The organism is Peribacillus sp. B-H-3 (genome assembly GCF_048572925.1).
In the GTDB taxonomy this organism is placed as follows: Bacteria; Bacillota; Bacilli; order Bacillales; family DSM-1321; genus Peribacillus.
In genome coordinates, this window is the sequence record NZ_CP183879.1 from 2,516,450 (window position 1) to 2,542,929 (window position 26,480).

Annotated in this window: 26 protein-coding genes and 1 pseudogene; 18 read left to right on the top strand and 9 right to left on the bottom strand. The window is 35.4% G+C overall.

Annotated elements, in window-relative coordinates; all coding sequences use genetic code 11:
• Positions 1-118 precede the first annotated feature (118 nt).
• The 3 genes from ACN6MY_RS12525 to ACN6MY_RS12535 all read right to left on the bottom strand — a co-directional run bounded on the left by ACN6MY_RS12525 (position 119) and on the right by ACN6MY_RS12535 (position 2,098).
• On the bottom strand, positions 119-301 hold the full coding sequence (locus ACN6MY_RS12525; RefSeq protein ID WP_419880494.1) for a hypothetical protein: 183 nt from the start codon (positions 299-301) through the stop codon (positions 119-121).
• 315 nt (positions 302-616) lie between these two features.
• Positions 617-1,429: a polysaccharide deacetylase family protein gene (locus tag ACN6MY_RS12530; RefSeq protein ID WP_419880495.1), complete on the bottom strand. Its 813-nt coding sequence runs from the start codon at positions 1,427-1,429 to the stop codon at positions 617-619.
• A gap of 498 nt (positions 1,430-1,927) precedes the next feature.
• Complete coding sequence (locus ACN6MY_RS12535; protein WP_419880496.1) at positions 1,928-2,098, bottom strand: YjcZ family sporulation protein; 171 nt, start codon at positions 2,096-2,098, stop codon at positions 1,928-1,930.
• A gap of 328 nt (positions 2,099-2,426) precedes the next feature.
• On the opposite strand from ACN6MY_RS12535, the gene ACN6MY_RS12540 reads away from it, so the two are divergent.
• Complete coding sequence (locus ACN6MY_RS12540) at positions 2,427-2,570, top strand: YjcZ family sporulation protein (protein ID WP_419880497.1); 144 nt, start codon at positions 2,427-2,429, stop codon at positions 2,568-2,570.
• A 58-nt stretch (positions 2,571-2,628) separates the two neighbouring features.
• Here ACN6MY_RS12540 and ACN6MY_RS12545 read toward each other — a convergent pair whose 3' ends face one another.
• Both ACN6MY_RS12545 and ACN6MY_RS12550 read right to left on the bottom strand, forming a co-directional pair.
• Complete coding sequence (locus ACN6MY_RS12545; protein WP_419880498.1) at positions 2,629-2,772, bottom strand: YjcZ family sporulation protein; 144 nt, start codon at positions 2,770-2,772, stop codon at positions 2,629-2,631.
• Between the two features lie 321 nt (positions 2,773-3,093).
• The gene (locus ACN6MY_RS12550) at positions 3,094-3,201 is read right to left on the bottom strand and encodes a YjcZ family sporulation protein (RefSeq protein WP_419880499.1); all 108 of its coding nucleotides are present in this window, start codon (positions 3,199-3,201) and stop codon (positions 3,094-3,096) included.
• Positions 3,202-3,628: 427 nt separating this feature from the next.
• Here ACN6MY_RS12550 and ACN6MY_RS12555 point away from each other — a divergent pair, with 427 nt between their 5' ends.
• From ACN6MY_RS12555 to ACN6MY_RS12570, 4 genes are all read left to right on the top strand, one after another.
• The gene (locus ACN6MY_RS12555; RefSeq protein ID WP_419880500.1) at positions 3,629-3,790 is read left to right on the top strand and encodes a Spo0E family sporulation regulatory protein-aspartic acid phosphatase; all 162 of its coding nucleotides are present in this window, start codon (positions 3,629-3,631) and stop codon (positions 3,788-3,790) included.
• A 532-nt stretch (positions 3,791-4,322) separates the two neighbouring features.
• A complete protein-coding gene (ltrA, locus tag ACN6MY_RS12560; RefSeq protein WP_419880501.1) occupies positions 4,323-5,597 on the top strand; it encodes a group II intron reverse transcriptase/maturase in 1,275 nt (424 codons plus the stop codon).
• 106 nt (positions 5,598-5,703) lie between these two features.
• On the top strand, positions 5,704-6,024 hold the full coding sequence (locus ACN6MY_RS12565; RefSeq protein WP_419880502.1) for a hypothetical protein: 321 nt from the start codon (positions 5,704-5,706) through the stop codon (positions 6,022-6,024).
• Between the two features lie 174 nt (positions 6,025-6,198).
• The gene (locus tag ACN6MY_RS12570; protein WP_419880503.1) at positions 6,199-6,780 is read left to right on the top strand and encodes a hypothetical protein; all 582 of its coding nucleotides are present in this window, start codon (positions 6,199-6,201) and stop codon (positions 6,778-6,780) included.
• Between the two features lie 426 nt (positions 6,781-7,206).
• On the opposite strand, the gene ACN6MY_RS12575 is transcribed toward ACN6MY_RS12570, so the two are convergent.
• From ACN6MY_RS12575 to ACN6MY_RS12585, 3 genes are all read right to left on the bottom strand, one after another.
• Positions 7,207-7,839 carry a type 1 glutamine amidotransferase family protein gene (locus ACN6MY_RS12575; RefSeq protein ID WP_419880504.1) on the bottom strand — a complete coding sequence of 211 codons (633 nt, stop codon included), beginning with the start codon at positions 7,837-7,839 and terminating at the stop codon, positions 7,207-7,209.
• A 74-nt stretch (positions 7,840-7,913) separates the two neighbouring features.
• Positions 7,914-8,876: a helix-turn-helix transcriptional regulator gene (locus ACN6MY_RS12580; RefSeq protein ID WP_419880505.1), complete on the bottom strand. Its 963-nt coding sequence runs from the start codon at positions 8,874-8,876 to the stop codon at positions 7,914-7,916.
• A 63-nt stretch (positions 8,877-8,939) separates the two neighbouring features.
• Positions 8,940-9,515, bottom strand: a complete 576-nt coding sequence (locus ACN6MY_RS12585; protein ID WP_419880506.1) for a recombinase family protein — start codon at positions 9,513-9,515, stop codon at positions 8,940-8,942.
• Positions 9,516-9,662: 147 nt separating this feature from the next.
• Between ACN6MY_RS12585 and ACN6MY_RS12590 the strand changes: the two are divergent.
• The 3 genes and pseudogenes from ACN6MY_RS12590 to ACN6MY_RS12600 form a co-directional block, all read left to right on the top strand.
• Positions 9,663-11,091: pseudogene (locus ACN6MY_RS12590) on the top strand (DUF4158 domain-containing protein); the annotation flags it as partial.
• 437 nt (positions 11,092-11,528) lie between these two features.
• Entirely contained in the window at positions 11,529-12,155 is a 627-nt protein-coding gene (locus ACN6MY_RS12595) for an NUDIX hydrolase (protein WP_419880507.1), read from the top strand.
• Between the two features lie 99 nt (positions 12,156-12,254).
• Positions 12,255-12,695, top strand: a complete 441-nt coding sequence (locus tag ACN6MY_RS12600; RefSeq protein WP_419880508.1) for an NUDIX hydrolase — start codon at positions 12,255-12,257, stop codon at positions 12,693-12,695.
• A 911-nt stretch (positions 12,696-13,606) separates the two neighbouring features.
• Here ACN6MY_RS12600 and ACN6MY_RS12605 read toward each other — a convergent pair.
• Positions 13,607-14,845 (bottom strand): IS110 family transposase, encoded by a 1,239-nt coding sequence (locus ACN6MY_RS12605; RefSeq protein WP_419880509.1) that lies wholly within the window; start codon positions 14,843-14,845, stop codon positions 13,607-13,609.
• Between the two features lie 422 nt (positions 14,846-15,267).
• On the opposite strand from ACN6MY_RS12605, the gene ACN6MY_RS12610 reads away from it, so the two are divergent.
• The 10 genes from ACN6MY_RS12610 (at position 15,268) to ACN6MY_RS12655 (ending at position 25,886) form a co-directional block, all read left to right on the top strand.
• Complete coding sequence (locus ACN6MY_RS12610) at positions 15,268-15,639, top strand: hypothetical protein (protein WP_419880510.1); 372 nt, start codon at positions 15,268-15,270, stop codon at positions 15,637-15,639.
• Positions 15,640-15,945: 306 nt separating this feature from the next.
• Positions 15,946-16,527: a histidine phosphatase family protein gene (locus tag ACN6MY_RS12615; protein ID WP_419880511.1), complete on the top strand. Its 582-nt coding sequence runs from the start codon at positions 15,946-15,948 to the stop codon at positions 16,525-16,527.
• 618 nt (positions 16,528-17,145) lie between these two features.
• Complete coding sequence (ltrA, locus tag ACN6MY_RS12620) at positions 17,146-18,474, top strand: group II intron reverse transcriptase/maturase (RefSeq protein WP_419880512.1); 1,329 nt, start codon at positions 17,146-17,148, stop codon at positions 18,472-18,474.
• A gap of 310 nt (positions 18,475-18,784) precedes the next feature.
• Positions 18,785-19,564 carry a helix-turn-helix domain-containing protein gene (locus ACN6MY_RS12625; protein ID WP_419880513.1) on the top strand — a complete coding sequence of 260 codons (780 nt, stop codon included), beginning with the start codon at positions 18,785-18,787 and terminating at the stop codon, positions 19,562-19,564.
• Positions 19,565-19,631: 67 nt separating this feature from the next.
• The gene (locus ACN6MY_RS12630; RefSeq protein WP_328102897.1) at positions 19,632-20,015 is read left to right on the top strand and encodes a DUF1398 family protein; all 384 of its coding nucleotides are present in this window, start codon (positions 19,632-19,634) and stop codon (positions 20,013-20,015) included.
• Between the two features lie 27 nt (positions 20,016-20,042).
• Positions 20,043-20,717 carry a DNA alkylation repair protein gene (locus tag ACN6MY_RS12635; protein ID WP_419880514.1) on the top strand — a complete coding sequence of 225 codons (675 nt, stop codon included), beginning with the start codon at positions 20,043-20,045 and terminating at the stop codon, positions 20,715-20,717.
• 621 nt (positions 20,718-21,338) lie between these two features.
• The gene (ltrA, locus tag ACN6MY_RS12640) at positions 21,339-22,499 is read left to right on the top strand and encodes a group II intron reverse transcriptase/maturase (RefSeq protein ID WP_419880515.1); all 1,161 of its coding nucleotides are present in this window, start codon (positions 21,339-21,341) and stop codon (positions 22,497-22,499) included.
• A 448-nt stretch (positions 22,500-22,947) separates the two neighbouring features.
• Positions 22,948-23,526 carry an RNA polymerase sigma factor gene (locus ACN6MY_RS12645; protein ID WP_090989503.1) on the top strand — a complete coding sequence of 193 codons (579 nt, stop codon included), beginning with the start codon at positions 22,948-22,950 and terminating at the stop codon, positions 23,524-23,526.
• Positions 23,516-24,601: a DUF4030 domain-containing protein gene (locus ACN6MY_RS12650; protein ID WP_419880516.1), complete on the top strand. Its 1,086-nt coding sequence runs from the start codon at positions 23,516-23,518 to the stop codon at positions 24,599-24,601. Before ACN6MY_RS12645 ends, ACN6MY_RS12650 begins: the two co-directional genes overlap by 11 nt.
• Before the next feature lie 1,084 nt (positions 24,602-25,685).
• Positions 25,686-25,886, top strand: a complete 201-nt coding sequence (locus ACN6MY_RS12655; protein ID WP_419880517.1) for a helix-turn-helix domain-containing protein — start codon at positions 25,686-25,688, stop codon at positions 25,884-25,886.
• Positions 25,887-26,480 lie beyond the last annotated feature (594 nt).

Consider the following 26,480-nt stretch of genomic DNA (forward strand, 5'->3'; position numbering starts at 1 on the left):
GGAATCTGCTTAATTCTATTATGTTAGTTGGTAGAGGTCAGTTTTCTTTCAACTGACCTAAGTAGTTACGAATTAGAAAAAAATTACCTTAATTAGGAAATTCATTTTTTTATATGCGTTATTGATTTCCGGACTGTTGTTGATTCTGTCCTTGCATGCCAGTCCCCATTCCCATCATGTTAGAGGCAAGTGGCATCATATTTTTCATTTTCCCGCCATTTCCACTCAACATTTGATAAGCAGCAATACCTACTCCAACTGAAGCGAAAACGGGTAAAATTTTATCCATGTTTGTCTTCATCTACATCACCTTATTTTATTAAATTTTTGTTCATTTCCTGAACCTTAATATCTTGGGTAAAAAAAACTTAAAAATTCAAGGTGTTTGTTACCAAAACAATTAATCAACAAGAAAAAACAGCTAATGAAAAACCTTCCAAACGGTATTTGGAGGGTTATTTGGCGTTCCTTCAAAAGTATAACACGGAAGAACAAATATTTTATTAAGAAGTTCTTGACTCCTATTAGCTGGTTTAGTTAAAGAAGGAGGGCTGCTACATCAGCTTTTTGTTCTTCAGCTAACGCGGCAGGTTAGTGGAAAAAGAGAGATGATAATCTATTTCTCTTTTATGTGCATTTGACTCCTTATGCGAAAATTTTCTCTTTTTGTAGGATAAATTTCAAAAGAGTCTGGAATTATTTGTGTCGACTGGTAGAGCAATTCAGATACAGTTACACATTTATACCCTCTATCGTATAAAAACCCCAAAATGTTATCTAATACAATAACGGTTTGAGAAGTCTGAGTATATTCACTACCATGCCAATCATGAAATAGAATGATATTACCTGGTTTTACTCCTTTTGTTATATTGTTATAAATTTGACTTGCGGGTGGATTTGCCCAATCACGAGAGTCCTGACCCCATGACCATAAAACGACATCTTTTCCGTTTTTTAAAGCAGTATTAATAATTAAATCATTATAAAAACCACCTACTGGGCGGTAAAGAGTCGGTTTTAAACCAACTGACTTCTTTATAATTTTATCTGTTTCTTCTAATTCTGATGATAGTTTTGCTGATGTAATATTTCCGTAAATATGATGATAAGTATGATTGGCAATTTCGTGTCCTTCTTTTACTTCCCGTTTTAATAGTTCAGGAAATCTTATTACTTTATTACCAGCTACAAAAAAGGTGGCTTTAGCATCATATTTAGCTAATATATCAAGTATTTGTGGGGTAAAAAACGGATGAGGTCCATCATCAAAAGTAATGGCAACTAATTTTTCCTTTGTGTTAACTTCCCAAATAACATGTCCAGTTTTTTCATATTCCTCACGACTTTTAGTGGATGCGGACACATTTATTTGAAAGGAGAAGAAAGGAATCAATAAAAGAAAGATAAAAAACAATATTTTTTTCATTGGACACACTCCTCATTTAACGACTTGATTTATGATGCCCTTATTAAAATATTTAATGAGAAACATGAAATGATTGGCAGGATTTAGTTGCACATTTAGAAGATTTTGTGCAATAAAAGATAAGGTGAAAGGTGCTTGTTCAACTAACGGATGCATTAGTTCAAGAAACTGAATTAGACCACACATATTAGATATGTCTAATATGTGTGGTCTTTATAATATCAACTGTTTCATTATCTAACCTAAATATAATTTGAAATGGGATTATTCTGGGGGAAGTTAAGAAGAGGAAGAGTTTTTTATATTATCTTCCCGCCTTACATAAGAAGGGCTCTGTGTTTTTAACACAGAGCCCTTTTACTTTATCAGGCTATATCCTTGTTCGTTCTTCTGAGAAGTTTTTAGTAATATTTTTGAATTAGGGTTTTCTCTTTTTTATGACTTTCTAAACCGGATGTTATGTTAAGTAGAATAAAAATATTGCTGACAATTATTGCCTCAATAAAGGGATGTCCCGTATAAGAGCAATCCTCTTTTTTTACTTTTTTCACTTAATTCCAACCGCCGTAGAAGCAAGAGCAGCCAACCAATGATGATTAACAAAATGAACAGAACTAGAACTACGATTAAAGCGAATCCGCTGCCATATCCAGCATATCCATCACCCATATTATTTCAGCTCCTTTTTCTAATTTGTGAGTGATACTACTCGTTTTATACTATGTACAAGCGTGCCAAATGGAAGGGCTATTGTGTACTTCAATAAAAATGTATGGATTGCCTCTTTGCACAGAGACAATCCAAGAGTGAAGAATATGTCGATGGTATATTATGCAAATCTCATCTGATGGACTGGTCATTCAACCAACTTGACCAAATAATTACTCGTTGCCATAAAGAAGTAAAGGGGTTGTGTCGTTACATCAATTATTACATAGTATGTATTAACCTATTTATGTACCTCCTCTAAAACAAAAAAATACGAGGAGTTGAGAGTATGTCTAATGGTGCAGTTGCCGGTGTTGGCTTTGCTGGCGGTGGCTTTGCTTTAATAATTGTTTTATTTATCCTCCTAATTATTATCGGAGCAAGTTTCTGTGGTGGATTTGTAGGTGTTTATGGATACGGGGGCTACTGCTAACTACTCACAAAAAAGGACGGTCAAATTGGCCGTCCCCTTTGTTTTTAAACAATTTTATTTAATAACCGCCGGCGAAGCAAGTGCAGCCAATAATAATCAATAAAATGAACAATACAACGATCAATGCGAAACCACTGCCATATCCACGCGCAGTAGTGACAGGTTCTGTGTATCCGTATCCACATCCACCGAAACAACCCATTAGTTACCCTCCTTCTTGTTTAGCACTCCCTTTAGGGTATGTGGCCAAAAAAAATTTGATTGGACAAACATCATAATTTACAAATTTATCTATGTCAAAAAGGTAACTTTGCAAATGCCCCATTGTCAGTAGGCTGTAAGAATCAACTCCTTACGTGTGTCGGAGACGTACTTATGGGTTAGGTCATTCTTTTATTCGTAATCGGAGCAAGCTGCTGCTGTGGAGATGGTGTTAAGGTAGTCAAAGGCAGTCTTCGGACCGCCTTTAGATACAAAAGCCTATGAAGCTAAGATGTCTCATAGGCTTTTTTTACTTTTTTACTTAATTCCAACCGCCGTAGAAGCAAGAGCAGCCAATGATGATTAACAAAATAAACAGTACGACGATTAAGGCAAATCCACTACCATCTCCAGCATATCCATCACCCATATTATTTCACTCATTTTGTATGAAGCTAAGATAATTTACAAGTCAACAAGAAGGACTGGGTCTCTTTACTATTTAAAAGACTGCCTCCAAAAAAAAGGCAGTCCCACAGGAGTGAATAACGAAGGCTTACAATACTCTATTCAATATGAGTCGTTACACTTATACATTCGACCAGTTGACGCGAAAAAGAGCTTGGAAAACTGCCTTTTTTGCTTTTTTTACGAATGTACAAATTTAAATATTTCCGTACATTAAGAAGACCTGATCTGGTAGCTATGAAGAGGCTGTTTGGTCAAACTTCTACTCGTCCGTAACAAATCTAGATTACATTTAGATAAAAACAGTAAAAGTTGTAAATTCCCTTCCAATATCCTGCATTTTATCGCATAATAACCTTTATATATATTTTAACACCAGGAGAAAGCACATGCCTGAAATACAGGAAGAACTATCAAACCGTATAGCACAAATGCAATCCCAATTAGTAAAAATTGCTATCAATAAAGGTTTAAACAGTAGAGAAACCATTCTTTTTAGCCAAAAACTAGACAAATTAATTCTCGACTACCAGAAAAAAGATTCTGTTTAGACCTAGATTGCCTTAATGGCAATCTTTTTTTGGTGTGCCAGGCATGGCAACTATCTAGGTGGTGAAAGTCCACTGTGGGGGTACACATCGACCAACCACTAAGGAAGCGCAAGGTACTTATCGTGAGGTAAGGGCTGGAGGAAGCGTGGAATAAAATCTTGACTCGACGAACAGAAACCTGATACTAAGGCTCTATAAAGGGACGAGACTCCCAAACAAGTTAAAGTCCAAAAGATGTGCGTAACTTTGTAGGGTAAATCAGGCGAGCAAAAGAGGAAAGATAGTTGTCTTACCCTGGGAGGTCTTGCGGATGTACAGAAGTACAGTCGAAAAAGGTTAGCCGCAAGAAGTCAGCAGAAGCCATAGTAATGAGTACACTCATGAAGGGCTGAACAATTTATAGTGTTTCAACACCACGAATGCGTGAGTGACGAAAACTCCGAATGTGTTAATGGTGAAAATATGAGCGTATCTCAAAAGATAACTAAAAGGGAGTTAGCACTCACTACGTGAGAGGGAAGGAGAAACGAGTGTGGAACTTTTAGAACAAATTCTAAGTAATCAAAATATGAATGAAGCCTACTTACGTGTCTATAAAAATAAAGGTACAAGTGGGATCGATGGAGTGACAGTCGACGAACTAAAGCAATATCTGAAAGAGAAAAAGGATGAACTGCGTCAGCGCATCAGAACAAGAAAATACCAACCACAAGCTGCCTTAAGAGTGGAAATCCCAAAAGAAAACGGAAAGATGCGCAAATTGGGAATACCAACAGTAGTGGACAGAGTCGTTCAACAAGCCATTCATCAAGTTCTCAGTCCGATATTTGAAGAACAGTTCAGCGAATTCAGTTACGGTTTCAGACCAAAAAGAAGTTGTGAAATGGCGATTATTAAAAGCCTGGAATTTTTGAATGATAGTCATGATTGGGTAGTCGACATTGACCTTGAAAGATTCTTCGATACCGTCCATCACGATAAACTCATGCGAATTATCTCCAACACAATAAAAGACGGAGATGTCATCTCGCTAATCAGAAAATACTTAGTCAGTGGAGTCATGGTGAATGGGAAATATGAAGACACACCTGTCGGTACTCCGCAAGGAGGAAACCTCAGTCCACTATTGAGTAATATTATGTTAAATGAACTCGATAAGGAACTAGAGATAAGAGGACTGAGGTTCGTGAGATACGCTGATGATGCCCTTATCTTTGTGAAAAGTGAAAAAGCAGCGAACCGAGTAATGAACTCAATTGTGAGATTTATTGAAGAGAAATTAGGTCTTATAGTCAACGTAGAGAAGAGTAGAATCTCACGTCCAAAAGAATTAAAATTCTTAGGATTTGGCTATTACTACGACATTACTAACAAGAGATATCAAGCGGAACCTCATCCTAGTTCGGTACAGAAGTTTCAAAGGAAGCTTCGACGACTGACAAAACGGAGCTGGAGTGTTTCACTAGACTACCGAATATTGAAACTGAAACAAGTGATACTTGGATGGGTAAACTACTTCAGAGTGGCAAACATGAAAAAGGTGACTGAACGAATAGACCAAAAGCTTCGCTCTAGAATTAGGGTCATCATCTGGAAGCAATGGAAAGTAACGAAGAAACAAATCAAATCGCTTATTCAACTAGGGATTCCGGAGGAAGAAGCGAAAGGATTAACATACTGTCGAAAAGGTTACCGATTCATAGGATTATCAAAAGTCGTCCAAAGAGCAATCTCAAACAAAAGACTAAAGCAGAGGGGAGTCCCCTCTGCTTTAGAACATTATCTAAAAGTACACACTGTGATATAAACTGAAACGCCGTATACGCGAACCGTACGTACGGTGTTGTGAGAGGGGCGAAAATAAATGACTTATTTTCCCTCTACTCGATTTCGCCGAGCATGGGCGAACTCTAATGGGTGAAAGTCCCGAGTACGACCTTGTAGCGGAAACAGCCCTTTCTACATTAAAGTTGTGTCATACAAAAGAACCAGATCGAAAGAAAAAACCACTAATTGACCAAATAAGAAAATCTAAAGGTTATAAAAAGGCAAATGAAAAAATAAAAATGATAAATGTGGTGTGGGATAAAGAGGAAGGCTATAGTGTGAAATATTTCAGAAGGGAAAGAAATGGATCATACGTTTTAAAAAGTAGGATTGATTTAGGTGATACTTTTATTCCAGGAGAACTAGCAGATGCTATAAGAAAAGGTATAGAATTGGCAACCTTTTAAATTCAAAAAGGTAATTATCCTATATTATAACAGAGACACTAAGTGGTTACTTTAGTGTCTCTGTTATTGATTTTGAAGATAATGGACTATTTCATTATGTCTATAATGTGTTTTAATGTTAATTATAAAGTCTCTAAACTTAGAAACAATATTCTGTAAAGGGAGCAAGAATATATGAAATGGAAGAGTGCATGGGGAAGAGAGGGAACTAAAAAGGAGGACTTAAATATTGGCAATACGAGTTTATTAAAGCTAATAGATGAATTAGATCAACTAGGGTTTTATAAATATTTAGATTACTCAGAAGACAAGGATAAAGCAAAACAAGAAGCAATTAAAACCGGCTATATTTATGGAGATATAGGAAGAGAGTTTCCGGCTGATGAAGAAGACTTATCCGAAGGAGGTGTAGGTGCATTTTTCGAAGAAATTACACCTTTTTTAAGGAAACAAGGAGTTCAACTTATTATTAACCATGAAAATTTTTCAGAAGAAAAATATGAAATTCAAGTTAATGGCGAAAATTATACTCTTTATTCACAAAAAGATTTAGAAAGTGAAGAGTATATTGAAAAAAATACTCACCGTGCATTTAGTATTATAAATAAAATTCTGGAAGAATCAGGGTCGAAAGAAAGGTTATGTGCTTTATATGAGTGGAATGATCAAATTGCAATTTTTTTAACAAATGAGATGTACGAAAAAATAATAGAACTTGAGCTAGATAAAAAGGAAATTCCAAAAAGAATAATATAAAAGGTTCATCACCATTAAAAGCTAAGTGCTGCTCAGGCTGTCGAGAAACCTCTCGACAGCCCTAATTTTCCTTAGTTTTACTATTCACCGCGGTAATAAGATAATATTTATCAATAAGGTTGTTGATTCCTATGTTTAAAATGCGTTACCATACGCAAAACAAAGCCGAATTTATTTATTTTTGAAGATGAATTTTTTTCCTATAAATCCATTATTCTAACATATTTGGTGTATCTTATCGCCTGAACTACGATAGTTCTCTCACTTTTAGGGGTAGCGTCAGGAAAATGCGGATTTACAACGATAAGGAAATTCCAAATTAAAAAGCCAAACTTCTCTGCAAAACAAAATAGAGAAAGTGAGCTTTTCAGTTACTTCATTATTTTTATTTGAACTAATATAAAACTGCTAAGTTGATTTTTTAGCTCAGCTATTTATTGAATTCATTAACTGGAAGAAGTATTCAGGTTTATGAGTCTTATTTAGGTTATACCATGAATGTAATGTATCTGGTGCAAATACATCTAATTTTTTCAGTACTTCCATCGCAAATTCCAGAGGAGCTATTCCTGATGCAGTAACTAAATTCGCATCAGATACCGCATATCCCACCTCATAGAACTTTTCTCCTTTATAGTTAGGACATACCATTTTAGTGTATTCTAAATTATTACTTGTATGCTTTCTAGTATCTAAGTATCCCATATTCGCAAGGGCCTCAGTTGCACCACAAATTGCAGCAACAATAGTGCCAAGCTTTAAAGCTTGGCCAATTCTTTCCAAGATAGGTTGATGTATTTCTTCACTCCAAGTAGCCCCTCCTGGTAAAATTAAAAGATCTTTACTCTCAAGAGTACATTCATCAAGGGAAATATCTGGTTTTATGCTCAGTCCTCCCATAGTAGTAATCATTTCTTTATTAGCTCCTACTGTAATTACTTTTAAAGGTGCTAAATCTTTTTTGAAATATCTTCCTGAGTTTAGTTCAGCAATTAAATATCCATATTCCCAGTCCGACATTGTATTAAATACATATAGAAAAACTTTTTTTGTTTGCATCCAATAACACTCCAATCACAATTGATATAGCTATTATAATATAACTTCCCTGACAGTTAACGTCAGGGAAGTTATCATACTTGATGAAATTTTATTAATTCCGACAGAACTTCAATAAGTCTTTTCTTAAGACTTATTGGCTCAATAACTTTAATAGATTTATTGTACGGTAAAAGTAAATAAGGTACATATGTATGTATCATATCTTTTTCAAGAAGGAAAACTGCTTGATTTGAAGTCTTTTCTTGTAAATAATGTCCTAAAAACCAATGTTGGCAAATATCAGCCAATACACTTTTATCCCCATTAATAACCAAAGAAATAATCCCTTCCTTATCTTCTATAGTGGGAAGAAGACTTTTTATAAAAAAGTCACGTGCTGAAAAATTTTCTGGCCGGTTAAACTTATTTTCGGTTAGCATTAGACTTTCAATTCGATCTACTCTAAAACTACGGATATCATTCCTAAGATGACAAAATCCAATCACATACCACTTATTATTCCAATAGATAATTCTGTACGGATCGACCATTCTATAATTTAATTGCTTTTCGCCACTTTTATGGTAAAGAATTTTTACTGAGTACCCGTCAGCTACGGCCTGCTCCAACTCCTTCAAAAAAGGTTCCATAGAGAGTGAACTTAATCGACTTATTACTTCAAGACTAGTTAAATGTTGGTTTATCTTTGTTTCCTGCTCTTGATTTGAGTATTTACTTAGTTTTGAAATGGCCCTATTTAGTGCTTCACCTCCATAATATCCAGCTTCTTCTGCAAAAACAGCAGCGTGAAATAGTGAAGTTTGCTCCTCTAAATCAAAAAAAAGAGGAGCCTCAATAAAATTGTTCAATAAAGTGTATCCACCGTTATGTCCTGGTTCTGAAATTATAGGTACGCCACTTGTTGAAATTGTATCAATATAACGATACACAGTCCTTATATTCATCTCTAACTTTTCTGAAATTTGTTTTGCAGTAATTTTTTCACCTGAACGAAGCATCCATAGAATTGCTAACATATTGTCAATTTTAGGCATATAATTCCACCTCTATATGAAATTTATTTTCTATTATATATTTCCGATTTTTGGTATAACTCATCAACTGTTCCTTTCCGATAGCTTTCTATATAATGAGGCCCTAGACACATTTGTAATTTCACAAATTTGATTTACAGTCATATCTCCCTCTTTATAAAGCTTTACTGCATAATTCATTCCTGCATGATTTTTATGGTACTTCTTTAACCGACCTTTAAACTTTCCTTCTTTCTTAGCCAGTTCAATTCCTTCACGCTGCCGCATACGGATAAGATCACGTTCTAATTGGTTTACACCCGCCATAACCGTAATTAAGAATTGGCTGTAGGGATTATCTTCTGATAAATCTAGCCATTTATCTTTTAAGGATTTTAAATTTGCCTTTTTACTCCGTATGCTATCGATTAATTCAAATAAATCTTGTGTACTACGAGTAATCCGAGTTAAGTCCGTAACATAAATGATGTCACCTTCTTGTATATCCTCTAACATTTTTTGAAGTTGCTCACGATCTTTTGTTGCTCCGGAAACTTTTTCTTCAAAAATAATATCCATTCCGATTTCGTTCAGTTGCTGAAATTGCCTTGAAGGATTCTGGCTAGTTGAACTGACACGTATATAACCGATTTTTCGCAAAATATCACCTCATTTTTGAGACAAGTCTTATGAGACGCTCTTAACTATGATTTTATCAGTCTCCTACACTTGTATCAATAGAGTACACTCTATTGATATATAATTGAACTAATTAACTGAATAATCACAGAAATGAGATGATACTGTATGAAAATGGCGAGAGGTAGAGAATTACTTACACCGGAACAGCGACAAGCCTTTATACAAATTTCTGAAGATGAGTGGGTGCTAGGAAGCTACTACACTTTTTCCAAACGAGATTTAGAAATTATAAATAAGCGAAGGAGAGAAGAAAACCGTTTAGGGTTCGCCGTTCAATTGGCATTCTTCGGTATCCCGGTTGGCCATACACTCATATCAAAAGCATCCCAGATTCAGTCATACATTATATATCGAAACAAATCGGTTCTACTCCATCTTCGCTTAGTCTTTATCCTCAAAGAGAAAATACACTTTGGGATCATTTGAAAGAAATTCGAAATGAATACGACTTTGTAACTTTTACTCTAAAAGAATATCGAATGACATTTAAGCACCTTCATCAATTAGCTTTGGAAAATGGTGATGCCATTCATCTACTACATGAATGTATAGATTTTCTAAGAAAAAACAAAATCATACTGCCTGCTATCACTACACTTGAAAGAATGGTGTGGGAAGCAAGGGCAATGGCTGAAAAGAAGTTATTCAACACGGTTAATCAATCTCTAACAATTGAGCAAAAAGAAAAACTTGAAGAGATTATTACCTCACAACATCCATCCGAATCCAATAAAACGATATTGGGTTGGTTAAAAGAGCCACTGGGTCATCCTTCACCCGAAACATTTCTAAAAGTAATAGAACGACTCGAATACATATGAGGGATGGAATTAGAAACGGTACAAATTAGTCATTTGCATCGCAATCGCCTGTTACAGCTATCTCGCTTAGGTTCACGATATGAGCCTTATGCATTCCGTGACTTTCAAGAAAATAAACGATATTCAATATTAACCGTCTATTTATTACAACTTACTCAGGAGTTAACAGATAAAGCGTTTGAAATTCATGACAGACAAATACTAAGTCTGTTATCAAAAGGTCGTAAGGCTCAAGAGGAAATTCAGAAACAAAACGGAAAAAAGCTGAATGAAAAAGTCATACACTTTACGAACATCGGACAAGCATTAATCAAAGCTAAAGAAGAGATATTAGACGTTTTTGAGGTTTTGGAATCTGTTATTGAATGGAACTCTTTTGTTTCTTCCGTGGAAGAAGCCCAAGAACTTGCACGCCCAGCTGACTATGATTATTTAGACTTACTGCAAAAACGATTTTATTCACTTAGAAAATATACGCCAACGCTATTAAGGGTATTGGAATTTCATTCTACAAAGGCAAATGAGCCACTTTTACAAGCTGTTGAGATTATCCGAGGAATGTGTACGAATCCGGAAAGCGAAAAGTGCCTAATGACTCGCCTGTGGATTTTATTTCAAAACGTTGGAAAAAGCATTTGTACGAGGAAGATGGTACAACAATCAATCGTCATTACTATGAAATGGCTGTTTTAACAGAACTTCAGGAGAATCTTCTTTTATAGCGTTGAAAAACTTTAATTTATCGTGTTCGGAAAGGTCCACGAACTGTTCGTACATCTCTAGCCACATAAAAAGCACCTCTGTCATAATAGATTCAATCATAATAACAGTATGTCTGCTTCAGCAACAATTAATACGAACACAGCATAGTTATTCCATTAAAGGGCGCGATTCTTGAATAAGGTTCGCTGTTCTAACGGGGCAGGTTAATTGAAAAAAGTACGCCCTAATTAAATGGATATTTATGTTAGTATAAAATGGATAACGTATAAAAAATGAGGTGATGTTGTGGGATTTTATTACTTTATAATTCTTTTCATAGGAATTTTCTTTATTTTTGGTGCAGGTTTCCAAGCATTTAAGCTTCACTATTGAGCTGAGTAGTTTAAGAACCAGAAATAGAAAGATAAGTGACTTATGGGGGCATTTTATGGGAGAGCAAGAGAAATTAAAGATTTTTGATGATAATAAGAATCTAATAGGTATAGCTACTCGGAGTGATGTTCACAGGATTGGATATTGGCACGAAGCGTTTCATTGTTCGTTTATCAGTAATGAACAAGGAATAGATTATATTTATTTACAGCTTCGTAGTAAAAATAAAAAAGACTATCCTAACCTATTAGATATAACTGCTGCTGGACATCTATTAGCTGATGAAACAGTTGAGGATGGAGTAAGAGAAATTAAAGAAGAAATTGGTATAGATTTATCTTTTAAGGAGTTAATAAAGTTAGGTGTAATTGATTATTGTGTTGTGCAAGAAGGTTTTATTGATAAAGAATTAGCAAACGTTTTTTTATATAAATGCGGAAATATCTTTGATGACTTCACACTTCAAGTGGACGAGGTTTCAGGGATAGTAAAAACTAAATTTATTGATTTTGCTCAACTTTGGTCTGGAGAAAAAGGTGAAACCGAAATCAGTGGATTTAAAATAAATGATGATGGACAAAAGCAAATAATTAAAGAAAGTGTAAACAGGGGTAAATTCGTTCCACATCAAGTTACTTTTTATAAAGAAGTTATACAAAAGATTCAGGAACAAATTAGATAAAAACAATCCTTATTCCATTAAAGGGCGCATTAGTTTAGTATTACAAAAAATAATTAAGAATTAATATCGTGTCAAATTTAATAGGAGGATTGCGAATTTATGAAAAGAGTAGATGTTACATATGTACTTCTCTTTGATGAATTTGATGAGAAAGTATTGATGGTTAAAAATAAGGGAGAAAAATCTTCTTACTACACACTTCCTGGAGGAGCAGTCGAGCAAGGGGAAACACTTGAAGAAGCTGCAATTCGTGAAGTAAAGGAAGAAACCGGTTTAGATGTAGAGATAGATGGTGTTTTTTCTGTAAGTGAAGCATTTTTCGAAGATAGAGGACATCACGCTATTTTCTTTACTTTTAGAGGTAAAATAATCGGAGGGGAAATTAATATTTCAATGCCAGAAGAAATTGAAGAAATCACTTGGATGAATTCTCAAAAAGCGGAAGATTACATACATATAACAAGCAATACAAAGGGACTGATAAAAAGTAAATCATCAGTGCCATATTTACTCAGAGAAAGAGTTATTCATAAGTCTTAATTATGTTTGTGCGGCCGAGCCTAGGTCGTATCATATAGCGGGTGGGATTCCCGTCGAGAAAGAACTAGCCATTCACTCGTAGCGAGTCTTGGAGGGCTACTGGCAACATTAGCCTTTAAGCGTAGACAGTTAGATGGCGGGCCGAAAGCCATATGGTTGAAGGGATTGAGCTCCATAATGTTAGTAAATCGAGAGGGCTGATGCCTTAAGCACAGCAGAAAGCTACATTTTATCCGTCGTTAAAGGCAAGAAGGATAAAACCTCTCTGGAGTCAGAGACCTTGGCACGTCAGACATTGATATGATATGGCAACTCGGGAGACCCTACCGGTCTCTTCTTATAGAAGAGTATGGTGTACAAGTGATAATAAGCAAGGAAACCAAATGCCGTTGTAGGGGGTCGGATAGCAGCGTAGTACCAATGAAGTTGGGTAATGCCGATGGAGGAAAGGCTGCTACCAAGTTATCACCCTTACTAGGGACACATTTACTACACGCTGAGGTAGAAATTATAAATGTAAACTAAACTATTAAGGATAGCAAAAATTAACCTTTTGTGAATGATGATTTGGAGGAGCCGTGTGCGTAAATAGCGCAAGCACGGTTCTGTGAGGGGGGAGGAACACAATCTACCGTAAGGTAGAGAGGTTCCCTTCTACTCGACTTTTACGAACGGGTGCTTTTGTTCAATACGGCCTATCTTCAGTATAGAAGGGGAATAAAGTTATTTAACTAATCGATATTAGTAGAAGTTTGTGAAATATTGTACTCAAAGTAAACCAGCTAATAGTTTGTCAACATTTTTCAATAAAAAGTTTAATAACCTCATGATATACTAAAAATGTTCATGCCAAATAACCTTCCTTTATGCTCTTATTGGAAGGTTTTGACGTATTTAGTTAGAGATAGGTTTTAAAACATATCTTGGAAAGTGGATCTACTTTTTAATAATGCGTAAATCCAATGTAAGAGCTTATTTGCACAGGCAATGATTGCTACTCTGAAGGGTTTTCCTTCTTCTCGTTTCTTGTCGTAAAACTCTCGTAGTCTTCTATTCCGTGGAATGATTTCATCAGTCGTTTTCTTTTTACGGGCATCCCGAATACCACTTTGAACAGCCATATACAGGGCATGGCGAAGTCTACATGAGCCACGTTTGGTAATTCGATTTACGGATGCAGTAAACTTTCCAGAAGAGTACACACTAGGATCTATTCCAGCGAATGCAACTAACTTCTTGGCATCATTAAACCGATCTATCTCTCCGATTTCAGAAATAATCGTTCCAGCGATTTTTTCTCCAATACCAGGGATAGATTGTAGGATCTCATATTCTTCAATTCCCTTAGCGAGAGCATCTATTTCATCCGCAATCTTGGATAGATGCTCTTGGTATTGAAGAACAATCTTAACTAAGATCTCAAGGTTAAAGATATGACTTTGGTAGAGATTGTCTTGAAAAGGATTACGAAGGGCTGCTTCTCGCAACTTCTGTGCCTTTTCCTTTGCCCAAGACTCCGAACGACTTGTACATAATGAAGCTATTTTATCCGTTAACTCTTTATCACTCACACTTAATACTGCCTTTGAAGTAGGGAATGCTAGTAAAGTAAGCAACGATACCTTTGAATAGAGGCTTCCAAACACCCCTCGATACTCAGGAAATACCTGATCGATCAGAGAATGCAGCTGTAACTTTGTTTTCGCTGATATTTCTGCAATACTCTCTTGTTGTCTTGTTAGATTACGAAGGTTTAAGAGTTGAATTCCACGCTTCTTGTAAGGCTCTAACTCCTCTTTGTAATACAGTTCACAAAGGTGATAAGCATCAATTGCATCTGTTTTCACCTTTCGTAGGCTTGAGCTCTTAGCTCTGTGTGAGATAAGAGGATTAACAATAATAAAAACATATTTTTGTTCCTCTAAAAACTGAATAACGGGAGTATGGTAGTGCCCAGTTGATTCTAAAACAACCGAAGGTTGATAACCGCCAGCTGCTCTCTCCACCTCATGAAGGAATTCTAATAAACTCCCTAAACCTTCAAGATCGTGTTTAATACTAAAGCTCTTACGATATGGTTTACCCTTATCTAAAAATGCCTGTACCTGACTTTCTCCTTTTGATACGTCCAGACCAATGACTGGATTCATACTTTATCTCCTCCTAGAAATACAATATTAGTCGGTATCCCCTAAGGCTTCTTGTAATGTCATAGGTTCGCTTGTTAAACGGGATCGTTGTCCCAACCAGCCTGAAACATGCTTATACAAGTAGGGGGTGAACAGTTTAGCTGACGGGATTAAATCCCACGGGTGCGACGTTCTACCCCGACTACCGTTATATTAAGACCATATGAAAAAAGGTCAACCAGAAAAATCTGGCTAACCTTATATTACGAACGGGTGCTTATGTTAATAAAGGGATGGCTGCGGCTATCCTGTTTTTTTTAGGCTAACAGGCAGGATATTTTAATAAATATTTCCAATTTTGTGTTTACCTACATTCAATATATATTTAAATAAGTAGATGCTTAAAGAAGAATAAAATATTTGCACTTTAAGGGGAAAATTGTATGTCACTTGTTGTTACTTTAATTATTTTTACTGGATGTTTGATTTTTGGAATAAAACTCTGGAAAAGAAGTAGATTATTTTCACTTTTTCTTATAGTACCAGTATTCCTCATATTACTTTTTGTAGGATATTGTGTTTTCAATTCTTGGTATCATACAACTCCTGCTTCCTTGAATTTTTCTTACCACAATGAAAACGGAAGGTATACAATAACAGGGGTTTGGAAAAAACCGTTGGATGCGTATCGGTTTCCCACTGATTTTATTGTCTTTTATGTTATTAATAATGAGAAAGTATCAAATGTTAAACGTACAAGATATGAAGAGTATAAACAAAATGGATTGGAAGGGCTTAGAGGAATCAGTTCGTAAAAGGATAGATAAAGAAAATCCCCCCAAATTGTCCCCGCAAATATTTGATGTGAAAACATCTAAAAAATTTAGTTTCTCTTTTGTTCTTTCGAAAAATGTGAGCCAAAAGGATATAAAAATTTATTATGTACATACAAGAGAAGAACCAATGGATTTATTGGAATTTTGGATTAAGGAAATTGAATTGAAATGATGTAAATAAGTTAAAAAAATTGGTAAAATCAACCCAAATATAAAAAGGTTTCCGAAAAGCTTCGACTTTAGTTCTGTATTTATAATCTATAAATTCATTTTCTCGGACGTACTATGAAAACATTTATATATATGATAAGACACGGTGATTCACCAAAAGAAGGGGAAGAAAAAACAAGAGGGTTAACTGAAAAAGGTAAATTAGACGCTTTACGAATAGCTGACCTATTAAAAATGGAGAGTATTGACGCTGTTATCTCAAGCCCATACAGACGTTCAATCCTAACAGTTGAGCAGATAGCTAAGGATATAGGACAAGAAGTATTGATTTTTGAGGATCTTAAAGAAAGAATTTTTTCTACTGAAGGCACTAGAATACCTGATAAAGAATTATTCCGTTTGTTAAATAGGTCGTTTTCTGAACCCAATTTTACATTAGCGGGAGCAGAATCTAATTCTGGTTGCCAGAAAAGATCTATAAAAGTCTTAAAAGAAATATTAACTTCTTTTCGGGGGAAGAAAGTAGTTTTGGGCACTCACGGAGCAGTGATGACATTGATGCTGGGGTATTATGACAAAAAGTACGATTTGGATTTTTTACTTCATACATCAAAACCAGACATATACAGAATGGAGTTTAATGGACAGGAGTTAGTAGAGGTTAAAAGAATGTGGAATATTAAACTGAGTCAATGATTCAAAAGTACTCTTTATTGAACAACCTTTTTGAACTAAAGGGTGCTTAGCTGAAGATTTGAGCTGTCTTTAAGTCAGCTTTTTCTTATGGAACTAAAGGGGCAGGCGTGCGGCCGAGCCTAGGTCGTATCATATAGCGGGTGGGATTCCCGTCGAGTAAGAACTAGCCATTCGCTCGTAGCGAGTCTTGGAGGGCTAAAGGTAACTTTAGCCTTTAAGCGTAGACAGTTAGGTGGCGGGCCGAAAGCCAAATGGTTGAAGGGATTGAGCTCCATAAACGTTAGTAAATCGAGAGGGCTGATGACTTACCTGCGTTCAGAAAGCTACATTTTATCCTTCGTCAAAGGCAAGAAGGGTAAAACCTCTCTGGAGTCAGAGACCTTGGCACGTTATACATTGATATGATACGGCAACTCGGGAGACCCTACCGGTCTTTTTTTCTATTGAAGAGTATGGTCTACAAGCGATAACAAGCAAGGAAACCAAATGCCGATTGTAGGGAGTCGGATAGCAGCGTAGTACCAATGAAGTTGGGTAATGCCGATGGAGGGAAGGCTAGCTACCAGTTATCACCCTTACTAGGGACACATTTACTACACACAGAGGTAGGAATAATAAATGGAAACAAAACTACTAAGGATAGCAGAGTTAGCAAAATCCGAGCCTAAAATGAATTTCACATCTCTTGCGCACTTATTGAATGAGCAATACCTAACTCAGTGTCATCATGAATTGCCTAATAAAAAGGCAACTGGTATCAACGGAACGACAAAAGAACAATACAGTGACAGCTTGGAAGAAAACATAGAGGACTTAGTAAGTAGGCTTAAAAGCAAAAGTTATCGTCCTGTTCCAGTAAGACGAATGTATATCCCAAAACTCAACTCAAACAAGATGAGACCATTGGGAATACCGGAACATGAAGATAAAATTGTTCAAAAAGGCATTACGAAAATACTAAATGCCATCTATGAAAATGACTTTCTAGACTGCTCATTTGGGTTCCGTCCAAATAGAAACTGCCACGATGCGCTGAAAATACTGAATCAGTATATTGAGAAGAGAGCAGTAAGTTATGTAGTAGATGTAGATATTAAAGGCTTCTTTGATAACGTTAACCACAGATGGTTGATGGAATTCTTGAAACTCCGAATCACTGACACTAACCTACTGAGAATAATCAGCAGGTTTCTTAAAGGTGGATATATGGAGGAAGGTAAGAAATACAAGACAGACAATGGCACACCGCAAGGTGGAGTGATATCTCCCATATTAGCCAATGTCTATCTCCATTACGTTCTTGATTTATGGTTTGAAAAAGTGGTTAGGAAACAATGTAAAGGCCAGGCATATATAGTAAGATACGCAGATGACTTTGTTTGTTGTTTTCAGAATAAAAGTGAAGCCCAGCAATTCTTCCATTCATTAAAAGCGAGATTAAAGAAATTTAACTTGGAAATAGCCGAGGATAAAACTAAAATAATTCCCTTCGGACGATTTGCGGAAAAGAATGCAAAACGTGACGGGACTGGCAAACCGGATACCTTTGATTTCCTCGGGTTTACACACTATTGTGGGGTAAGTAAGCACGGGAAGTTCCGAGTAAAGCGGAAAACCAGCAGGAGGAAAGTCCAAGGCAAACTAAGAGAAACTAAAGAATGGCTGAAGAATAATAGGAATAAAGATATTCATATGATTATGGATAGATTTAAACGCTCACTAATAGGTTATTACAACTATTATTGCATCACAGATAATACCCAAACTGTTAACAACTTTAAAGAGAAAATCGAGAGCTTACTATTTAAATGGCTAAACAGAAGAAGCCAAAGGAAATCCTTTACTTGGGATAAATTCAGGCTATTTCTTAATAAATATCCACTACCTTCACCGAAAATCAAAGTGAATATTTATGATCTAAGAAAAGAAATTAGCTACAATCTGTAAATGATAATTTGGAGGAGCCGTGTGCGTTAATAGCGCAAGCACGGTTCTGTGAGGGGGGAGGAGTACAATTTACCGCAAGGTAGAAAGGCTCCCTTCTACTCGACTAGTGACACAAGTAACCGGGTCACTTAGCTAAATAAAAAACAAAAAGTGTTATTATGATTTTTTTGAATATAGAAATTCTCTAGTCTGTTAAAATGGTGTAGAGGAAGAGATACTAATAGTAATTGAAAAAATAATGTAGCATTCCCCATGGTTGTTTTTAATACTGCTTTTTAAACAGAAAAGATTGAAGAAAGGCCGAACTCCAATGATAGTTATTCGTCCAAAGAGATTAGCTCCATTTGTAGAAAAAATAGTATGGCAAGGTAAAGGATCAAAAGAACCTTATATAGTTTATCCTGATATTTTTCATGTAATGGGATTTCAAAACTTAGGCCAAATTAATGTATTAAGTGGAAATCAAAGTCGGAAACTTGAAAGTGCTGGAATAACAGGTATTGATTCAGCTCCAAAAACTTTTCAGGCTACAGAGAATATTTCTTCTGTATTAGTTTTTTTTAAGCCAGAAGCTCTTTTTCAGTGGAAAAAGATTCTTCCTAAAGAAGTGGCAGGAACTAGTATTGGTTTAATGGATTTTTGGATGAAAGAATCAGACTGGGATAGAATCTTGAATATACAAGATGAAAGCCCATATAATTTTTTAGCACTAGTAGAGCAAATGTTATGGAATGAATTTAAAACTGTAGAGGCTGACCCTTGGATTTCATGTGTTATAAAAGAAATCATATCGACGCATGGCACAATTCGAATTAATGATTTAGCCCAAGATGTAATTCTTAGCAGAAGGCAATTTGGACGAAAATTCACTGAAAGAATAGGTATTTCCCCTAAGACATTTTCACAAATTGTACAATTTCAATATGCCATAAATTTGGCGAATGAAAAAAATAAATTTGTAGATATAGCCTTTGAAGCTGGATATACTGACCAATCACATTTTATAAAAGAATTTCGAAAGCATACTGCTTCAACACCGAGTGAATTCTTTTCATTTGATAAAGATAATGTCCCATTTTTACAAGAATAAGAAGTATCACCAAGGTTATAATTATGATGACGTTAAGGGAATATAATCATAATTGGAGGTACTATTCATGAATGACAAAATAACAGAAAGTGAGTTTCAAGAAATTATCCGAAGAAGAAGTAACGGTGTAATCGATTTTTCTCAATTCTTAGATGAATTGTCCCAAAGAGGGATAAATGAATACGAAATAGAAGTTGCAACAGGGCAAGCAACATATAAAGGAGTATATTCAGAGTTTAAAACAGATTCCCAAGTAAACTTGGTAATTTCAGATAACTTTAATCGAAATAAGGTACTTGAGGCAATCTCAAACATCTCTCTACCTTTCTTAGACTTCTTAAAAGAGATTGCCGATGCAGGAATTGTCACATATCGTGTGATTATTCCAGAAAAAAAAGCTATATACCTTGGTAATAGAGGAGAAGAAATTGAAGAACAGCTTAAAATATAAAGAAATTCCAAAACTAGGTGCTAAGTAATGGTCATAATAAACAGTTACGTTGAGGAACTTGTTAAACTATATACCCAACATATTGATATGGATTATGCTAACTGGTCTAAAAATTACTTGAGGAACCAGTTTGACTTTTTAGGTATTCGAACACCAATACGTCGAAAACTAACGAAACATTTTTTAAGTGAATTTGGTGTACCGAAAAAAGATTACCTAAAAGATGTCATTCTTACATTGTGGGAACGTGCAGAAAGAGAGTATCAAAAAGCAGCACTCGATATACTTGACAAAGTAAAAATGGATCTCACCCCCGACGATATGCCATGGTTAAGTTCCTTATTAGTTAATAAGTCATGGTGGGATACTGTGGATGTGCTTTCCCCTCATATAATGGGTTATATGTTTATAGCCTATCCAAAACTAATTTCTCAATATGCAGATCAATGGATTTTAGATGAGAATTTTTGGTTACAAAGATCAGCGTTACTATATCAACTTTATTACAAGAATCGAACAGATGAAAAACGCTTATTTCAATATATTCTTAATAGGGCTGATAGTGAAGAATTTTTTGTTCAAAAAGCAATAGGTTGGATCTTGAGAGAATATGCAAAAACAAATCCCTTAGTTGTAAAAGAGTTTGTTTCTTTAAATAATTTAAAGCCACTTAGTAGACGAGAAGCATTGAAAAATCTGTAAATTATGTTTTAACGATATTAAGCTAACAAGTGAACTAAACTAAAGGGTTGCTAGGCAACCCTTTAGTTTAGTGTAAAAGTAAGATCGTGAAGAATATACTTAAACTATAGGGTGCAAGAGCTGAAGATTATTAACGAGTCTCTGGCTCTTTTCTTTTTGCACTAACGGGGTAGGTGTGCGGCCGAGCCTAGGTCGTATCATATAGCGGGTGGGATTCTTTAAGCGTAGACAGTTAGGTGGCGGGCCGAAAGCCAAATGGTTGAAGGGATTGAGCTCCATAAACGTTAGTAAATCGAGAGGGCTGATGACTTACCTGCGTTCAGAAAGCTACATTTTATCCTTCGTCAAAGGCAAGAAGGGTAAAACCTCTCTGGAGTCAGAGACCTTGGCACGTTACACATTGATATGATACGGCAACTCGGGAGACCCTACCGGTCTTTTTTCTATTGAAGAGTATGGTCTACAAGCGATAACAAGCAAGGAAACCAAATGCCGATTGTAGGGAGTCGGATAGCAGCGTAGTACCAATGAAGTTGGGTAATGCCGATGGAGGGAAGGCTAGCTACCAGTTATCACCCTTACTAGGGACACATTTACTACACACAGAGGTAGGTATAATAAATGGAAACAAAACTACTAAGGATAGCAGAGTTAGCAAAATCCGAGCCTAAAATGAATTTCACATCTCTTGCGCATTTATTGAATGAGCAATACCTAACTCAGTGTCATCATGAATTGCCTAATAAAAAGGCAACTGGTATCAACGGAACGACAAAAGAACAATACAGTGACAGCTTGGAAGAAAACATAGAGGACTTAGTAAGTAGGCTTAAAAGCAAAAGTTATCGTCCTGTTCCAGTAAGACGAATGTATATCCCAAAACTCAACTCAAACAAGATGAGACCATTGGGAATACCGGAACATGAAAATAAAATTGTTCAAAAAGGCATTACGAAAATACTAAATGCCATCTATGAAAATGACTTTCTAGACTGCTCATTTGGGTTCCGTCCAAATAGAAACTGCCACGATGCGCTGAAAATACTGAATCAGTATATTGAGAAGAGAGCAGTAAGTTATGTAGTAGATGTAGATATTAAAGGCTTCTTTGATAACGTTAACCACAGATGGTTGATGGAATTCTTGAAACTCCGAATCACTGACACTAACCTACTGAGAATAATCAGCAGGTTTCTTAAAGGTGGATATATGGAGGAAGGTAAGAAATACAAGACAGACAATGGCACACCGCAAGGTGGAGTGATATCTCCCATATTAGCCAATGTCTATCTCCATTACGTTCTTGATTTATGGTTTGAAAAAGTGGTTAGGAAACAATGTAAAGGCCAGGCATATATAGTAAGATACGCAGATGACTTTGTTTGTTGTTTTCAGAATAAAAGTGAAGCCCAGCAATTCTTCCATTCATTAAAAGCGAGATTAAAGAAATTTAACTTGGAAATAGCCGAGGATAAAACTAAAATAATTCCCTTCGGACGATTTGCGGAAAAGAATGCAAAACGTGACGGGACTGGCAAACCGGATACCTTTGATTTCCTCGGGTTTACACACTATTGTGGGGTAAGTAAGCACGGGAAGTTCCGAGTAAAGCGGAAAACCAGCAGGAGGAAAGTCCAAGGCAAACTAAGAGAAACTAAAGAATGGCTGAAGAATAATAGGAATAAAGATATTCATATGATTATGGATAGATTTAAACAATCACTAATAGGTTATTACAACTATTATTGCATCACGGATAATACCCAAACTGTTAACAATTAAAGAGAAAATCGAGAGCTTACTATTTAAATGGCTAAACAGAAGAAGCCAAAGGAAATCCTTTACTTGGGATAAATTCAGGCTATTTCTTAATAATCAAATAAATTATTCAAAGACGTGGATCACTTACCGGAGTTAATTGAGGAGGATAGAGAATGAACTATGTAATTAATATATTTTAAATAAATTAGAGTGGAAGAAACATTAATAAAAGGGTTGTTCATCCATTAATGGGGAGTTGAACAAGTAGCATAAAGGGATCTTTGATTCGACCTGAAGATCCTTTTTTCCATATCTATAAAATTGATCATGTTAAAGTATTGTATAAAGTAATTACGCGATACTTTGTTTATCACAAAGATGATATCGATATTTAAATTAGACAAAATGAAACCAAACGAACGTTTAATATCGTTATACTATATAGAATTAATAAAAGGGGGTTCCCCATTTGAAGAAGGAACAGGAATTAGTAGAAAGAATAAGGAGAGGAGATAAAGAGGCATTTAGTCTACTGGTAAAGGACTTGCTGCCATCTGCTTATAAAACAGCTTATCTTATACTTAGATCAAAAGAACACGCAGAAGATGCACTTCAAAATGCTCTAGAAGGAGCTTATATTAGCATTATGAAAAGTAAGGATATGACAAATTTTAAAGCATGGTTTTACCGTATCGTTTATTCACGTTCTATAGACATTTATCGAAAAAATAATCGACTTTTACATATTGATATGGATGATAATAGCGAAGCCAAAATGAAAATGACAACTCAATCTGCCCAACATATTGCTATCAATAAAGAAAACAAAAATGAAATGATAGGTCATATAATGAAATTGAAAAAAGAACAGAGTTTACCCATCTTTCTTTATTTTTTTGAAGAGTTGACCGTGAAGGAAATTTCTCTCATTCTCAATGAAAATATCAATACAGTAAAGACTAGGATGAAAAGGGGAAAAGAAAAGTTAGCTCAAACAATTAAAGAATCAAACAGTTTTTCTCAGGAGGTTAAGACTAATGGGTTATAAAAAGGAAGTTATTATCCATTCATTAGACCAGTTACAGGTTCCTAAAACTCTTGAAAAATTTATTGAGGAACTGCCAGAGCGATATGTTGATGGAAGTATTAATGAAGAAATAGAAGAACAAATTGATAAAGATTGGAATGCGTTTCGAATTGACGTAAAGAAGCAAAAAAGAACGTTTGGAAAAAAGGCGGTTACTTTCTCGTTATCCCTTGCTGCAGCTTGTGTTCTTTTCATTGGCTCAACATTTGTATCTCCAGCTATGGCAAAAATAGCTTCTAAAATTCCATATCTGAATATGTTAATTGAATCTAAACCAGTAATTGATGAAATTAGTGAGGCTCTTGATGAAAAGGGATATAAATGGGACGGATTAGGTGTTGTTGTTCAACCTAAAGAGGTAAGCGTAATGATAGTTGGTTCAGATGAATACTTTAATCAAGTTAAATTGTCAGTAGAAGAACTTATTAGAGATATATTGAAATCTAGAAATTTTGATGCCTACGAAATAAAAGTGTCAAGAGCTCCAGTTATAGAGGAACCGACTTTTGATGAAAAGAAAGAATGGGAGGAGTACGAAAAAATAAGCGATGTAGTTTTAGAAGTACTACAAAAATATGGTTACAACTCTCTGGGGCAAGAAAATGGAATTAATAATGGTTTGATTGAATTTGAATTACCCAAAACGGAGACGAGAACAGAAGACATTAAAAAACAAATTGTTGAAAGTTTAAGACAGCAACAAATGGGAGAATTCTCAATAAAAGTACACACATATGACCCTTATAAACGAGAACGAGAAGATAGATGGTTGCCTATCGTTAATACTATCTCTGACGGTTTAACCGCAAAACCTGAATATAAAGTAAAGATGGTAGGTTATTCAAATAAATTAATTCCTTTTACCATTTCAATTAAGACGAATTTATCACCTACAGATCCAGATGTAAATGATGTTGTAGATAAAATTGAAAAAACAGTCCAGGAGTTCCTTGATTCAGAGAAAGCACAACATATGATTAAAGAAGATCAATATGAAGTCATTATTTATAGTGAAAAGAGAGAAAAATTAAATTAAAGATAGTGAAAAAAGCTTACTCGAAAAAGTCGTTGTCTATTAGAAGCTTTATGTCAAACAACAAAATGGTAATGAATTGTAAATCAACAAATTCCTTCCTATGTATTGAGCATAGTCCCAAATTTGTTGCATTAATATTCTTAATGCTGTAAACATAATGTTTGAGGAAGTGAGGAAAGATGTGAGTGAGCTAAGGAAAGACGTGAGTGAGATAATCGATATATTAGGCGTCTTGGCTGCTAAGCAAAAACTGGTTACTTTCCTTTTATGGGTGTTGGCTGTTCCGCATCTATGTTACCTGACTAGGATACTCTAATCAAGTCGTTAAACTGCAATAGGAGAACTGTTCAACTTATAACACTGTTTTAAAAATTCGTTCAAAACAAACACAGCTTTATGGCTGTGTTTGTTTTGTTTTAAAGCATAAGATTGACATTGGATAATTAAAGCATAAAGGTGTCACTGTGACATTATTATGCTTTAAGTTACACCTACGCCAAATACAAGGAGCAGATGGTGCACTTTTACTCTCAAGATAGATGGGAGCAAAGATGTAATTAAACAGCTTCTAGCTACATCTCCTTCAGTAATTATGGGTGAAGGTCACCAAATTACAGTTAACTTGGGTGTTCGAAATGAAGAATCAGCCAGGAGGGCCAGCTCAATAGCAAAATTCGAACTGTCTAAGGAATCTTTGTGGTCAAAACATAGCGATTTCAAGGAAGTAATGTGCCTAAGTCCTCTGAAGTTTATTAGCTCTGATGAATTATGGTTTAACCTACTTGAAAATACACCTTCATTACCGTGGGGAACGACAATAGAAGAGTTATCAACTCAGTATGGTGAAGGAATTATGGAGTGTGCGATGAAAATTTCATCAGAACAAGGGAAGTCTTGTGGAGGTACAGCCGGTCGTCTAGGATGCTGGACTTGCGGTATGGTGAGCGGCGAAGATCAGATGCTAAAGAGATGTTGATGTAAAATAAACTCGGTTATCGTAAAATAATCTCGGTAATTTGAAATTAATGTTAGTAATCGTAAAATAAAGTTGGCTATTGGAACTTTCTAATGAAGGAGTAACTTTATGAACTCAATTGGAGATCGTATAAAAAAGATTCGAAAAGATAATTTTTATACACAAGTTGAGTTTGCAAAATTATTAGGGATTTCCCAGGGGACATTAAGTGATATAGAAAAAGGTAATTGCTCCCCATCTTTTAATACGCTAAAATCTTTAAGGACTCTTTTGAAAGTTGATTTAAATGATTTGTTTGAGAATAAATAGTTAATTTTTTTAGGCGACGGTTATTCCGTCGCTCTTTTTGTAATTGTAAGAATGAAGCGGTAGCTGAAAAATAGCTTTAGATGTCTTCAAATAAAAGTTCCTAGTATTAATTAAGGGTTCTTAAATAAAAATTACATTCTAAGTTCCGAAGGTTTTTCCGGTATTTTTCCCGGTAGACCTTCCTTTTTTTATTTCCAAAAAATTGGAATGAACATCATCACAAACCAATATCAGTCCCATCTCCATTTCGATCAGTTTCCAATCCTAATCCATTTGTTTCCCTCTTTCTGTACGTTTACAATCCTGTCCAGTAAGTGTTCAGGCTATCTCCTATCCTTTTCAGTTGGTTTCCACACGCAATAGAGTCGAATGATTTCAGGCGTTTTTTCGTTAGTTCTCCAAGCGGGATTAGAATCTCATTCGGAATCGACTCTCTTCCGTTTATTCTGGAACCAAATTTTTTTCTCAAAATCAGTGAAAACTCGTTGCAAATTCGATTGGAAATGCGAAAAAAGCGGGAACGTAATTATTTTATGAAGAGAATCGTGATGTAATGGTCAGGAGGGCGTGTGCCCTTCTAAGATAAGGGATTGA